Raw genomic sequence first — 13,150 nt, 5'->3', positions numbered from 1 at the left:
CCCGCCCGCCGCGCACGCCGCGACGACGGCCACGGGGCGCCGCGCGACCGCGCCGCCGTGCCGGCCCGTACCGACCGCGCCGCCGCGCCGGCCCGCCCTGCCGGTCCCGACCGCGCTCCCGTGCCCGCCCGTGCCGGTGTGTCCACCCGGTCCGACCGTGCGGCGGCACCACGTGCCGCGCGCCGGTCCACAGAACTGCCGGTCGCCGTGGGCGTCCGCCGCGGGGTGGCGGACCCCGCGGTCGACGGGGGACCCACGGCGACCGGCCCCGCCCGCCGCGGCGGGACGGCGACGTTGCGCCGCACCCAGCCCCGTGCCGAGGTCCGTGCCGAGGTCCGTGCCGAGGTCCGTGCTGATGTCCGGGCCGACCTCGACGCCGCGACCCGCCGTCGCCCGGTCCGTCGCCGGTCGCCGGTCCCCGACGCCACCGGGACCCGACGCGCCGAGCGCCGCGCCCGGCCCCGGCTGCCGGTGCGGCGCATCGCCATCGCCGCCGGCGCCGTGACGACCCTGGCCGGCCTGCTGCAGCTCGCCGTGTCCGGGCCCGCGACGCTGGACGACGTCGTCGCGACGCCCTACGGGCTGGCCGCGCTGGCCGGTGTGCTGCTGCCCGCCGCCGCCACCGTCCTGTGGGTGCTCACCGGCTCCCGGGGCGGGCGCGCGCGTGCCGTGGAGCTGCAGCGGATCGCCGTCGTGGCGACGGCGACGGGTCTCGCCGCCGTCGCGGGGCTGGCCGCCCTGCCCACCCCCGCACCGGGCGCGACCCCGGGCGAGCCGCTGCTGCGGGCCGTCGACCTCGGCGGCACCCAGCTCGCCGTCCTCGTCGCGCCGATGCGTCCCGGGCCGAACCTGGTGCAGGTCAGCGGTTCCGGCTACCCCGCCCCCGGCGCGACCCTGGCCGAGGCACCCGCCACGCCCGCCGGACACCACGGCGGCGCGCCGACCGGGCCCGCCGGCCTGACCGTCGACGCCGGGCCCGGCCCGGTCACCGTCACCACGCGGGACGGGGCGACCGGGGGCTGGGCCGTCGTCGACATCTCCGCGGGCACCGAACGGCTCACGCTGCGCGCGGGCCCGCTCGACGCGTCCGTGCCCATCGACGTCGGCTCCACCCCGGGTGCGCCGACCGCGCTCGGCGGGACCGACGGGCCCGAGTGCGCGAGCGCGCTGCTCGGCACGTTCGTCGCCCGCACCGCCGCGGGCGCCGAGGCGCCGATGCCGGCCTGCCCGTCGGACGTGCTCGCCGCGGGCGACGCGGTGTCGCTGCGCGCCATGACGAACTTCGTCGGGGAGCACGGCGTCGCCGCGATCCGGCTGGTGTCCGACGACTCGCCCCGCTCACAGGCGGCCGCGGCCGTCGTGCGCGAGGAGGCCGCCCGCCACCAGGTGCGGCTCGTCGACGAACCGGGCGCCGACGTGGCGCTGGTCGTCGTCGGCGGGTGGGCGCAGGCCGCCGACACGCTGCGCACCGCGACGCGGCTGGCCGTGGCGGAGCCCACCTACGTGGGCGGGACGTTCCTCGCGCCGTGGCTGCTCACGCCGTCGGTGGTGACGCAGGCGCAGTCGTCGGTGCTGCCACTGGAGTTCAGCCCACAGGACGCCGGGCCGCAGCAGTACGCGGCGACGCTCGCGGCGACGTTCCCCGGGGCGGCACCGTCGGCGTCCGGGTACCTGGCCTGGGTCGCCGCGACCCGCTCGCTCACCGACGACCGGCCCCGGCTCTACGGCGCCGCACCCGTCGACGTCCCGATGATGTCCGGCCCCGGCGACATGGCCGACATGGGCCACGGCGCCGTCAACCCCGCGGCGTGGTTCCCCGGCGGAACCGTCGTGCCCGTCACCGGCCCGCTGGCCGGGACGTGAAACCCGAGATCAGGAGCTCCCCATGACCGTCGACGTCCCACCGCAGCGGACCGTCGTCCGTGCGCTGCGGTTCGTCCCCGAGGCCGAGCGGGTCTCGTTCACCCCGGACGCGCCACCGGCCCCGCCCGCCAACAGGGTCGTCGTCGCGATCGGGCTCGTGCTCGCCGTCGCGCTGGTGTGGGTCGTTGCCCGCATCGCCGGGCCGATCATGGCGGGGACCGCGGCGCTGGGCCTCGCGCTGGGTTTCACGCTGTTCCACTCCCGGTTCGGGTTCACCTCGGGTTGGCGCCAGCTCGCGGCCGTCGGCCAGGGCGCGGCGGTGCGCGCGCACATGCTGATGCTCGCGACGGCGACGATCCTGTTCTCGGTCCTGCTCGCGGGCGGGTTCTCACTGGCGGGGACGCCGAAGCCGTCGGTCGCGGCCGTCGGGATCCCGCTGCTGGTGGGGTCGTTCCTGTTCGGGATCGGCATGCAGGTCGGCGGCTCGTGCGCGTCGGGAACACTGTTCGCCGTCGGCAGCGGCCAGACCGCCGTGGTGCTGACGCTGTTCGGTTTCATCGTCGGCTCGGTCCTCGCGGCGTTGACGTTCACCTTCTGGACCGTGACGGTCCCGGCCGGCACCCCGGTCTCGCTGGCGGAGACGTTCGGCTTCCCGGGCGCGGTGGCGTTGTCCCTGCTGGTGATGGCGACGATCGTCGCGATCACCTACGTCGTCGCCCGCCGCCGCACCCCGCCGCCGGTGGAGCGGCCGGCGTCGGCCCGTGGCATCGCGCGCGTGCTGCGCGGCTCGTGGCCGATGTGGGTCGGCGCGATCGTGCTCGCCGTGCTCAACGCCGGCGTGCTGTTCGTCTCCGGCGGCCCCTGGGGGGTGACCTCGGCGTTCGGGCTGTGGGGCGGCAAGGTCCTGTCCGGCCTCGGTGTCGACGTCGCGAGCTGGGCGTACTTCCAGGTCCCCGCCAACGCCAAGGCGCTGCAGGGTTCGGTGTTCGCCGACCGCATCTCCGTCCTCGACTTCGGCGTCATCGTCGGCGCCCTCGTCGCGTCCGCGCTGGGCGGCGCGTTCGTCCTGCACAAGCGGGTGCCGTGGAAGCTCGCGCTCGGCTCCGTCCTCGGCGGCATCGCGATGGGGTACGGCGCCCGCCTCGCCGGCGGCTGCAACATCGGCGCCTACTTCAGCGGCATCGCCTCCATGAGCCTGCACGGCTGGATCTGGGGCGTCGTCGCGCTGGGCGGCACGTTCGTCGGGCTGAAGCTGCGGCCACTGTTCGGCCTCACCAACCCGAAGCCGAGCGACTCGATCTGCTGACGGACTCCCCGTCCGCAGCCACAGGAAGGAACCCACATGTTCGTTCGCAGGATCGCGGCGGTGACCGTCGGGGCCGGTGCGCTCGCGCTGGCCGGCACCGGCGTGGCACACGCCGACGAGGCCGTCCCCGCCGCGCCCGTCGCCGGCGCCGTGCCGCTGCAGGTGCTCCACTTCGCACCGGCCGTCCCCGTGCCTGACCCCACCCTCGGACTGGGCACCGTGCTGCCGCCGGTGTTCGACCTCGTCGGCGGGCTCGGCTGATCCCGGACCCGTCGCAGGGGGATGTGGGGGCCGTCGCGCACGCTGTCGACCGACTCGTGGCGCGACGGCCCCCACACGCCCGTCGCGCCCCTCATACCGACGGGCGCGCGCCGGGGCCGACCGATGAGTCCGGGGCGGCCCCGTCGTCACATGGGCGTGAAGACCGTCGTGTTCGGCGCGGGTCGCCCCGACCTGGCCGCGGCCAGGGTGCACGCGCTGCTGTGTGCGGGGGTCGACGTCGCCTGTGACGTCGGCGCCGTCGTCGCACCCGACGCGCGTGCGGTCGACGCCCTGCTGCGGCTGGTCCTGCACGCCCGCCGGTGCGGGGGCCGGTTGCGGTTCGTCGGCGCGCCGCAGCGGCTCACCGACCTCCTCCTGGCGTGCGGGCTCGACGGCGTCGTCGACATCGAGCCACGCCCGCCGCCGGATCAGCCGAAGAACACCTCGGCCTCGGCGTAGAGAGCGGGATCGACGAGCTTGAGCTGCTTCGTCGCCTCCTGCAGCGGCACCGTCACGATGTCGGTACCGCGCAGCGCCGTCATCTGGCCCCACTTGCCGGCCGCGACCGCGTCGATCGCGTGCAGGCCGAACCGGGTCGCGAGCCAACGGTCGCGCGCGGTCGGGGTGCCGCCGCGCTGCACGTGACCCAGCACCGTGGTGCGGGCCTCCTTGCCGGTGCGCGACTCGATCTCGCGGCCCAGCCAGTCGCCGATGCCGCCCAGGCGGACGTGCCCGAACGCGTCCTTGTCGCCGGTGAGCAGCACCTCTTCGCCGTCCTTGGGCATCGCACCCTCGGAGACGACGATGATCGGCGCGTAGTCGAGCCGGAACCGGCTCTCCACCCACTCACACACCTTGTCGATGTCGAAGCGCACCTCGGGGACGAGGATGGCGTTGGCGCCGCCCGCCATCCCGGAGTGCAGCGCGATCCAGCCGGCGTGGCGGCCCATGACCTCGACGATCAGCGTGCGGTGGTGCGACTCGGCCGTCGTGTGCAGCCGGTCGATCGCCTCCGTCGCGATCGTGACCGCGGTGTCGAAGCCGAACGTGTAGTCGGTGCCCGACAGGTCGTTGTCGATCGTCTTCGGCACGCCGACGACGTTCACGCCCATCTCGTGGAGCTTCGTCGCGACGCCGAGGGTGTCCTCGCCACCGATCGCGATCAGTGCGTCGACCCCGAGGTTCTGCAGGTTCTTCTTGATCTTCGTGACGCCGTCGTCGATGGCGAACGGGTTGGTCCGCGACGAGCCGAGGATGGTGCCGCCGCGGGGGAGCAGCCCCCGCACGGCCGGGATGTCGAGCGGCTTGGTCAGGGCCTCGAGCGGTCCGCGCCAGCCGTCGCGGAACCCGAGGAAGCTGTACCCGTACTCGGGCACGCCGCGGCGCACGATCGCACGGATGACCGCGTTGAGACCGGGGCAGTCGCCGCCGCCGGTCAGGACGCCCACGCGCATTCCGGTGGTTCCTCTCCATCGATGCAGAAGCTTCGCGGGGACGACGCTAGCGGGTGCGGCGACGACGCGTGCGCAAGCCCCTGTGAGTGGCGATAGTCGCTGGAGCGACTATCGCCACTCACGACTCCCACCTCGCAGAACCTGGTTCACACCTCGCCGATCACCTCGTCGACCAGGCCGTACTCGCGGGCCTGCTCGGCGGTGAACCAGCGGTCGCGGTCGGCGTCTGCGGTGATGGTGTCGACGTCGCGTCCGGTGTGGCGGGCGGTCAGCCGCGCGACCTCGCGCTTCATGTCCGCGTAGGCGCCCGCGCGGATCGCGATGTCCGAGTGCGTGCCCCCGAGCCCCGCCGACGGCTGGTGCATCAGCATCCGGCTGTGCGCCAGGGCGTGCCGCTTCCCGGGCGCTCCGGCGGTCACCAGGAACTGCCCCATCGACGCCGCGAACCCCACCGCGTAGGTGGCGACGTCGGGGCTGATCACCTGCATCGTGTCGTAGATGGCCATCCCCGCGGTCACCGAGCCGCCGGGGGAGTTGACGTAGAAGGTGATGTCGGCGACCGGGTCGTCGGCGGCCAGCAGCAGCAGTTGGGCGGTGATGCGGTTGGCGATCGCGTCGTCGACCTCCTTGCCCAGGAACACGATCCGGTCCTCGAGGAGCCGGTCGAACAGGCCGTCGCCACCGGCGCCCGCGCCGGCCCAGCGCAGCACGGCGCCGGAGGTGCCCGGCACGAGCGGCTGCGGCGGGCGCGCCGGCTGTGGGGGGACGGGGAGCGGGACGGGCCGCGTCGGGGGCTCGCCGCTGCCCCTGTGGTCGACACCGAGCGTGCCCGTCACAGCGCGGGGGAGGACATGGAGGACGGTGTCGGTGCTGCGGCGCACAGGATCTCCCGGGGGTCGTGAGTGGCAATGGTCGCTATGGCGACTATTGCCACTCACAGGGCGGGGTGGTGCCCTGTTCGCCAGGAGCCGAGGGTGTTCGCCCGCGGCGGACGGCGTTTCCGCGCCGCCGGGACCGGGTAGTGCGGCGCGTGCCCGAACCCCTGGACGACGCCCACGCCCGCCCCGCCGGCGCCCCCGACGCGCTCGTCGCCGCCGTCGGCAAGCTGTCCGAGGCGCTCGAGACGATCGAACGGGCCCGCGGCGCCCTCTACGACGCCCACCAGCTCATCGGCGGCGCCGACGGGATGCTCGACGACGTCGTCGACGGCCTGCGCGCCACCGGTCACGCCGACTGGGCCGACCGCATCGCGCGCGAGCTCGTCGGCCGCAACGTCCTGCCCGGACGGTGGACGTTCCAGGTGATCGAGGAGTTCGACGACGGCTACTACCGCGCCTGGAAGGACCTCGAACGCGAGGTGCGGGAGGCCACGATGGACGGCCGCCGCCACGTCCACGAGGCCGAGATGAAGCGCGACCGCATCACTCCCGGCGCCCCCGACCAGGAGCCGACACCCTGAGCCGGGCTCAGCCGCAGGTGCTCGCGTCCGGGGTGCCCGAGCCCGCCGACCGCTCGAACGAGATGTGCACGTGGTCGAAGTGGTTCTCGGTCTCGTTGCCGCGGTTCTCCATCCGCTGCCAGCCCGAGCCGTAGTTGATCCGCTGCTTCCAGATCACGTAGCTGATCCCGAGTGCCTCACGGTTGCGCAGCGCGCACTCGGCGATCCGGTCGCCCTCCGCGCCGCGGGTCATGAGGTCGAGCGCCAGGCCGAGCGGATGGTCGGACACCCGGCCGCGCCCGGCGACGCCGATCAGGTCGGGCTCGTCGTACAGACAGGACAGGAACTTCGCCGCCGACGACACCCACGGCTTCACCCGGCCCAGGCCGGACAGGTCGATCGCGCACTCGGCGCGGGCCTGCGCGGCGGCGGCCTTCTGCGCGATCTCGGCCATCCCGACGGCCTTGAGCAGCGACTCCGCGTCGGCCGTGGCGGGCTCGGCCCCGCTCGCCGACGTGGCCGCGACCGGGCTGAACGAGCGCAGCCTGCCGGTCGTCGGGGAGACGACGGGCTGCGCCGCGTCGCCCGCGGTGAGCTGCAGCGCGGCCGTCGAGGCGGTGAGGTCGGGGGCGTCGTTCTCGATGAGCGCGACGAGCGGCAGCGTGACCGCCAGGGTGCTGCCGGCGACGGCGGCGGCCGCGACGGCCTGCGCACGGCCGGTGTGGGACCGGGCGACCCGCTCGGCGGCGCGGCGCGACACCCGGGCGGTGGCCGCGTCCGGAGTGGACGGCGGACCGGACGGCGGGGTGGCCGGCGGCGGGGTGAACGGCGGCGCGGGCGGGTGGGGCGGGACCGGGTGCTGGGGTGTGTGCCGGCCGCGCGGGACCGGGTAAGGGGCGCTCGCCCTCGCGGGCCCGGCGGTGTGCCGGGGACGCGGTGGCGCCGGGCGTTCGAGCAGAGCGACGGAGCCCGCGCCGGCCGGAGCCGAGGGGTGGGGCGGGACGCGGCGCGCCGCAACCGTCACGCCGGCGTGGACCGGCTCGAGGTCACGTCGCGCGCGCCGGCCGCCTGGGGAGCGGTGCCGGGACACGACCTGCCTTCCGACCTCGTCGACCGACCGGACGCCCGGTGGGGAGCCGGGTGGACAGGTGTCCTCGTCCGCGGGGAGCCGATCGCCGTGATCCGGTCGAAACCTAGCCGATCGGTCACGAATCCGACACGACGATGGTCCGCCGGTGATCTCCACGCGCCGAACGGCCGCCCCGGTGCGACCGACGTGCGGTCGGTCCGGGGCGGCCGGGGGAGCGGACGCGCTGCGTGAACCTGCGTCAGCAGGCGACGGGCGTGCCGCCCGGCGCCGACTTCGCGAACGACAGGTGCACGTGGTCCATGTGGTTGGCGGTCGCGCCGCCGCGGTCCTCCATCGCCTTCCAGCCGCTGCCGTAGTTGATGCGCTGCTGCCAGATGACGTAGGTGATGCCCAGCGCGTCCTTGTTGCGCAGCGCGCACGCGGCGAGCCGGTCGCCGACCGACTTGGACACCATGAAGTCGAGCGCGAGCCCGCCGGGGTGGTCGGAGGCATTGCCGCGGCTGCCGACGCCCAGCATCTGCGGCTTGCCGAACAGGCAGCCGAGGAACTGGGCGGCGTTGGCGACCCACGGCTTGACCCCGCCGAGGCCGCCGGTCGAGAGGCCACAGTTCGCGGAGCCCGCCGCGGTGGTCGTGCGTGCGGCGGCGGCCTTGGCCTCGGCGGCCTTCTTGTCGGCTGCCGCCTTCGCCTCGGCCGCCTTCGCCTCCGCGGCCTTCGCGTCTGCGGCGGCCTTCGCCTCGGCCGACCTGCGTTCGGCCTCGGCCCGCTGGGTCGTCGCGATCTGCGCGGCGTGCTGCTGCGCGTCCTGCACCGCCGCCACCAGCGCGGTGGTGTCGAGCGCCGGTGGGGCGTCGGACGAGCCGGCGGTGACGGGGTCGGCCGCGGCGGAGTCGTCGAGCTGCAGGGCGGCGTTGGTGCCGGTGGGGACGTGGGGCAGCGAGGCCACCGTCCCGACCAGCGTCAGCGCGCTGCCGGCCGCGACGACGAGCGCCGCGGTCCGCTTGACCTTCGTGGGGATGCGGGCGAGGCCGCGGCGGCCCGGGTCGTCGGCGTCGACCGAGACGTCGGGGTCGTCGAGGTCGACGGGTGGCCCGCCCGCCCGCTTCGGGTCCGTCGCGTCGCCCGCGAGCCCGGCGGGGGCCGCGGCCGCGTCGGAGTCGGCCGCGTCGACGGCAGCGTCGACGTCGGCAGCGTCGTCGGGGTCGTCGGTGTCCGGGGTGAACAGCGGGGAGCCCGACGCGCCGCGCTGGGCCGGGACGAGCGCCTCGGGATCGCGGACCGTCGATATCCCGAACGCGGGCGTGTGCGTGCCGGGGGTCCAGAACTCGGGCGACCAGATGTCGACGGCGGTGTCGACCATCGGGTCGCGATCCGGTTCGGACCGCTCGTCGCCGTCGCGGTCGGGCGCCGCGACCGGCGCCGACGTCGCCTGAGAACCCTTGCGGCGCAGGACGCGCTGCGCTCCGCCGGTGCTGCGCGGGGCGGGGACGAGGGTGACGCCGACCCGCGGCAACGACGGCCGCTCGGCCAGCGCGACGGCGGACCCGCGTCTGACCGGGATGTCGTCGTCGGTCGCGTCGGCAGCGACGACCGGGCCTGCGTCCGATGCGGACCCGGCGGCCGACGCGGTCACGGACCGGGTTGCGGAGCCGGACGCGTCGACGGACGGGTCGGGGGTCGAGAGAGCATGACGGGGCCCTGCCGCACGGCCGGAGCGTGTCCGGGCGGCGTCGAGTGCCGCGCGGAGCTCCGGTTGCGTGGGGCGGCCCTCGGGGGAGCGGTGCCGTGCCACGACGAACCTTCCTGATCACTCGTCGGCGGACGTCCGGGGTCGGGGGGAACCCGGCGGAGTGGGGAGTCTCCGCGTCCTGCGTGACCGATTCGTGATCCGGCGTCGACGGTAGGGCGGCGCCGCGCGAACTTCGTCCGGCACTCGGACGCCCTCGCCGAGACGCCGACGACGCGCGACGAGCGGCTGAGTTGCGGTGAAGCGCATCACATGTTCAGCGCAGCGAGTCGTGCCGGTCACAGCCGGTTCACCCGTTCGGGACACCCTGGTGGGTGACGAAGCCGTGTCCCGGGGGTCCGTAGTCGTACGGATGCGGCGCCGCACGAGCATGCCGACGATCGGGCCATGATCTCGAACCGGACTCCCCTTGCGTGCCTCGTCGGCGTCGTCCTGCTCGCCGTGGCGAGCGCGGGGTGCTGGTGGGCCTGGGCCGCGTGGGACACCACCTACCAGGTCGACCCCGTCACCGGGACGACCTCGGGCCCGTACGCCGGCTGGCAGATCGCGGGATGCGTGCTGTCGCTGATCGTCGTCACCGCCGTCGCCGGTGCCCGGCTGCCGGTGTGGGTCGTGGTGCCGACGGTGACCGTCGCCTTCACCGCCGCCTGGGCTGCGACGGCGTCCACCGACACGACGGGCCTCTGGGCCGTCGGTGCGGTGATGGTCGCGTGCGGGACGTTCCTCGGGGCCGCGTTCGTCGCCGGGTGCGCGGTCCCGGTGCGGTGGGCCCGGGCCCGGCTCGAGGCCTGACCCACCGGGGGTAGCGTCGGCCGACCAGACCCCCGGAGGACCGGTGCCCGACCCCCGATCAGCATTGCGTGCCGACTGCGGTGCCTGCGCCGGGCTCTGTTGCGTCGCACCGGCGTTCGCGCGGTCGTCGGACTTCCCCGTCGACAAGCCCGCGGGCACCGCCTGCCGCAACCTGCTCGACGACTTCCGCTGCGGCATCCACGACCGCCTTCGCGACGAGGGCTGGCCGGGCTGCACCGTGTTCGACTGCTTCGGCGCCGGCCAGCAGGTCGCGCAGGTGACGTTCGGGGGCCGTGACTGGCGCACCGAGCCCGAACTGGCGACGTCGATGTTCGCCGCGTTCGAGGTGATGCGCCCGATCCACGAGCTGCGCTGGTACCTCGCCGAGTCGCTGGCCACGCCCGCCGCCGCAGCCCTGCACGACGACGCCCGCGCCCTTCTCACCGAGACCGAGCGGATCGCCTGCCTCGCCTCCGAGGCGCTCGCCGGGGTCGACGTCGACGCGCACCGGGCTCGGGTGAACGAGATCCTGCTGGGCGTCGGGGAACGGGTGCGGGCCGCCTCGCCCGGGCCGCGGCCGAACAAGAGGGGTGCCGATCTCGCCGGGGCCCGGCTGCGCGGTGCCGACCTGCGCGGGGCGAACCTGCGCGGCGCCCTGCTGATCGGGGCCGACCTGCGGGGTGCCGACCTGCGCGCCGCCGAACTCATCGGCGCCGACATCCGCGGTGCCGACCTCGCCGGTGCCGACCTGTCGACGAGCCTGTTCCTCACCCGCTTCCAGCTCCACGGCGCCCGCGGCGACGCCGCGACCCGGCTGCCGTCCGTCCTCGACCGCCCGGCGCACTGGCCGGCGACCGCCGCGGCGGACCCGGCGCGCACCCGCCGCCGTCGCGCCCGCCGCTGACGAGCCCCGCCCACGCCGGCGGCCTGCGTGAACCCCACCCCGACCGAACGAACGGCACAGTCGCGCAACTGAGTTGCGCGACTGTGCCGTTCGTTCGCGGGAGAGCGGGAGCCTCGCGCGATCAGAAGCGGCCGCCACCCCCGCGGCGGCCGCGGGACGAGGAGCCACCGAAGCTGCCGGGGGACCGGCCACCGCCGCCACCGAACCCGCCGCCACCGAACCCACCACCACCGAACCCGCCGCCGCTGTACCCGCCGCCGCCTCCGCGCAGCGCACCGGACAGGATGCCGCCGAGGACGAGACTGCCGAGATCGACGCCGATGTTGCCGCCCCCACCGCCGGACGGGCCGGACCAGCGGGACACGTCGGACCGCGCCAGGTCGAGGGCCTGGCGGGCCATCGCCTCCGCCTGCTGGGCCTCCTGCAGCCCGACGGCCGGATCCCCACCCGCGGACGCCGCCGCGAGGTGGCGCTGCGCCTCCGCGAGCCGGGTGCGGGCGTCGGTGCCGACGGCGCCGCGTCGCGTCGACACGAAGTCCTCCGCGGCCGCGACCGCGGAACGGGCGGTGAGCAGCGCCTGGTCGCGGGCGGCGGCGGTGCGCCGGTCGCGTTCCTGCTGCTCACGGGCGTCTGCGACGGTGCGGTCGAGCGCCTCGTCGGCCTCCTGCAGCAGGTGCAGCGCCGCGATCGGGTCCGGGGTGGGGCCGGCGGCGGCCTGCGCGGAGGCGACGAGCGCGGCCCGGGCCCGGGCGACGACGCCCTGGTCGGCCGAGGGCAGCGCAGCGGCCTCGGCGAGGTCCTGCTCGACCTCGGCCCGGGCGGCCGGGATCTGTCCGGCGACCTCGGCGAGCTCACGGTCGCGGCGTTCGACCCCGTCGAGCAGCGTCTCGGCCTGGGTGACGGCGTCCTCGGCGGCGCGCCCGTCGACGACGGCCAGCGGCGGCGTCGCGAGCCGGGAGCGGGCCTCGGTGATCTCGGTGCGGGCGTCGCCGAGCAAGGCCTTGACCTGGTCGAGGTTGCCGGCGACCGGGTCGAGGGCGGTGGCGGCCCAGCGTCCCCGCAGCTGCGCCCAGACAGCCTCGACGGGCGCGACGCGGGCGGCGACGGCCTCCAGCCGGGCGGCGACGCCCTCGACGTAGCCGGGGGCGTCGGTCTCGAGTGCCCGGAGCCGGTCGAAGGCCTCGACCTGGGTGTCGAGCCGTTCGTCGGCGGCGGTGGCCAGGCGCAGGATCTCGGCGTGCATGCGGCGCTGGGTGGGCTCGTCCTCGGGGACGTCGTCGTCGAGCAGCTGGCGGATCTCGAACGCGGCGAGCATGTCGGTGCGGGAGGCGTCGAGGGCGGCGGCGAAGGGGGCGACGGGTTCGTCGCCGAAATGCGCGCGCGCGGCCGACAGCTCCTGCTCGGAGGTGCGGACGGCGTCGTCGACGGCGAGCAGCGCCTGGCTGGAGCGGTAGGCGAGGTCGGTGGTGGCCTCGCCGGGGAAGGGGTCCGGGGGAGCCACGGGCCCGGGAGCACGGCCCGCGTCGGCCTCCTTGTGCGCGGCCGCGCGACGGCGGCGGGTGAGAAGCCACGCCCCACCGCCCACGACCACGGCCCCGCCGACGACGAGCGGCAACGTCCCGACGCCGCTGCTCCCGCCGGCGCGCAGCCCGTCGGCCATCGCGACGGCGGCGCCCGCCCAGTCGCTCGCGGCCAGCTGAGGCTCGACCTGGTCGGAGACGATCCGCTCGATCGTGGAGTCGGACTCGGGGAAGTTGTCGGCGACGTCGTAGCCGTAGGCGCGGTCGACCGTCGCGACGGCGAGCAGGACGTCACGGTCGCCGAGTTGGGACTGCACGGCGGTGGCGCGCGCCCAGTCCTGGCCGCCGCGGCCGTCGAACGAGCGCACGTAGACGACGAACAGGTCGTAGCCGGTGTCGGTGCGCAGCCGCGCGATCGAGTCGGTGACCCGGGCCCGGCCGGACGCGTCGAGCGCGCCCGCGTTGTCGGTGATCCGGTCGCCGGCACGCAACGGCGGTTCGGCCGACGCGACGCCGGTGACCGCGGCGAGGAAGGTGACGACCAGCGCCGCGAGGAGCGCGGCGAGGGCGGGGAACCGGCGCACGTGGACTCCGATCATCGGGGTGTCACCGACCATCATCACGTGTCCGGGTCGCGCGGTGGCGAGGGCCGCCCGCAAACGGCCGCCGCGGACTCTGCCCGCACGGTCAAACACTGTGTTCCCCGCGCCAAGCGTGCCGCGGCCCGGCGCCGACACCCTCGCGGGGACGCCCGACCCACCACCACGCGCGCGAC

12 protein-coding genes are annotated in these 13,150 nt (G+C 75.7%); 7 read left to right on the top strand and 5 right to left on the bottom strand.

The features are described from left to right. The 4 genes from PSU4_RS31360 to PSU4_RS16660 form a co-directional block, all read left to right on the top strand. Positions 1 to 1,863: hypothetical protein (locus PSU4_RS31360; RefSeq protein ID WP_186817001.1), on the top strand; the 1,863-nt coding region annotated here is incomplete at its 5' end. Positions 1,864 to 1,885: 22 nt separating this feature from the next. After that, positions 1,886 to 3,169 carry a YeeE/YedE family protein gene (locus PSU4_RS16670; protein ID WP_147109170.1) on the top strand — a complete coding sequence of 428 codons (1,284 nt, stop codon included), beginning with the start codon at positions 1,886 to 1,888 and terminating at the stop codon, positions 3,167 to 3,169. 36 nt (positions 3,170 to 3,205) lie between these two features. Further along, positions 3,206 to 3,430: a hypothetical protein gene (locus PSU4_RS16665; protein WP_147109168.1), complete on the top strand. Its 225-nt coding sequence runs from the start codon at positions 3,206 to 3,208 to the stop codon at positions 3,428 to 3,430. Positions 3,431 to 3,580: 150 nt separating this feature from the next. Beyond that, the gene (locus PSU4_RS16660) at positions 3,581 to 3,889 is read left to right on the top strand and encodes an STAS domain-containing protein (protein ID WP_222596292.1); all 309 of its coding nucleotides are present in this window, start codon (positions 3,581 to 3,583) and stop codon (positions 3,887 to 3,889) included. Here PSU4_RS16660 and PSU4_RS16655 read toward each other — a convergent pair. After that, positions 3,859 to 4,884: a 6-phosphofructokinase gene (locus tag PSU4_RS16655; RefSeq protein ID WP_147109163.1), complete on the bottom strand. Its 1,026-nt coding sequence runs from the start codon at positions 4,882 to 4,884 to the stop codon at positions 3,859 to 3,861. The genes PSU4_RS16660 and PSU4_RS16655 overlap by 31 nt on opposite strands. A gap of 146 nt (positions 4,885 to 5,030) precedes the next feature. After that, a complete protein-coding gene (locus PSU4_RS16650) occupies positions 5,031 to 5,591 on the bottom strand; it encodes an ATP-dependent Clp protease proteolytic subunit (protein ID WP_445009149.1) in 561 nt (186 codons plus the stop codon). Positions 5,592 to 5,914: 323 nt separating this feature from the next. Between PSU4_RS16650 and PSU4_RS16645 the strand changes: the two genes are divergently transcribed. Continuing rightward, positions 5,915 to 6,343, top strand: coding sequence for a hypothetical protein (locus PSU4_RS16645; RefSeq protein ID WP_222596291.1), 429 nt, complete (start codon positions 5,915 to 5,917; stop codon positions 6,341 to 6,343). Between the two features lie 7 nt (positions 6,344 to 6,350). Here the strand turns inward: PSU4_RS16645 and PSU4_RS16640 are convergent, their stop codons facing one another. Together PSU4_RS16640 and PSU4_RS32900 are read right to left on the bottom strand one after the other, a co-directional pair. After that, positions 6,351 to 7,082 carry a VldE C-terminal domain-containing protein gene (locus PSU4_RS16640; protein ID WP_147109162.1) on the bottom strand — a complete coding sequence of 244 codons (732 nt, stop codon included), beginning with the start codon at positions 7,080 to 7,082 and terminating at the stop codon, positions 6,351 to 6,353. A 568-nt stretch (positions 7,083 to 7,650) separates the two neighbouring features. Further along, positions 7,651 to 9,045: a VldE C-terminal domain-containing protein gene (locus PSU4_RS32900; RefSeq protein ID WP_307724790.1), complete on the bottom strand. Its 1,395-nt coding sequence runs from the start codon at positions 9,043 to 9,045 to the stop codon at positions 7,651 to 7,653. Between the two features lie 501 nt (positions 9,046 to 9,546). On the opposite strand from PSU4_RS32900, the gene PSU4_RS16630 reads away from it, so the two are divergent. Both PSU4_RS16630 and PSU4_RS16625 read left to right on the top strand, forming a co-directional pair. Beyond that, positions 9,547 to 9,951, top strand: a complete 405-nt coding sequence (locus PSU4_RS16630) for a hypothetical protein (protein ID WP_147109159.1) — start codon at positions 9,547 to 9,549, stop codon at positions 9,949 to 9,951. Between the two features lie 43 nt (positions 9,952 to 9,994). After that, positions 9,995 to 10,855: a pentapeptide repeat-containing protein gene (locus PSU4_RS16625; RefSeq protein ID WP_147109156.1), complete on the top strand. Its 861-nt coding sequence runs from the start codon at positions 9,995 to 9,997 to the stop codon at positions 10,853 to 10,855. A gap of 121 nt (positions 10,856 to 10,976) precedes the next feature. Here PSU4_RS16625 and PSU4_RS32805 read toward each other — a convergent pair whose 3' ends face one another. Continuing rightward, positions 10,977 to 12,995, bottom strand: coding sequence for a TPM domain-containing protein (locus PSU4_RS32805; protein ID WP_222596290.1), 2,019 nt, complete (start codon positions 12,993 to 12,995; stop codon positions 10,977 to 10,979). Positions 12,996 to 13,150: the final 155 nt, after the last annotated feature.

The sequence above is a fragment of the Pseudonocardia sulfidoxydans NBRC 16205 genome, assembly GCF_007989085.1.
Taxonomy (GTDB): Bacteria; Actinomycetota; Actinomycetes; order Mycobacteriales; family Pseudonocardiaceae; genus Pseudonocardia; species Pseudonocardia sulfidoxydans.
This window is presented reverse-complemented; position numbering and strand designations above follow the sequence as displayed.

What these genes read in the sequence shown, in the direction of transcription:
- PSU4_RS16660 (WP_222596292.1), top strand. Translation starts at nt 3,581, where the DNA reads ATGGGCGTGAAGACCGTCGTGTTCGGCGCGGGTCGCCCCGACCTGGCC.
- PSU4_RS16665 (WP_147109168.1), top strand. Translation starts at nt 3,206, where the DNA reads ATGTTCGTTCGCAGGATCGCGGCGGTGACCGTCGGGGCCGGTGCGCTC.
- PSU4_RS16655 (WP_147109163.1), bottom strand. Translation starts at nt 4,884, where the DNA reads ATGCGCGTGGGCGTCCTGACCGGCGGCGGCGACTGCCCCGGTCTCAAC.
- PSU4_RS16670 (WP_147109170.1), top strand. Translation starts at nt 1,886, where the DNA reads ATGACCGTCGACGTCCCACCGCAGCGGACCGTCGTCCGTGCGCTGCGG.
- PSU4_RS32805 (WP_222596290.1), bottom strand. Translation starts at nt 12,995, where the DNA reads ATGATGGTCGGTGACACCCCGATGATCGGAGTCCACGTGCGCCGGTTC.
- PSU4_RS16630 (WP_147109159.1), top strand. Translation starts at nt 9,547, where the DNA reads ATGATCTCGAACCGGACTCCCCTTGCGTGCCTCGTCGGCGTCGTCCTG.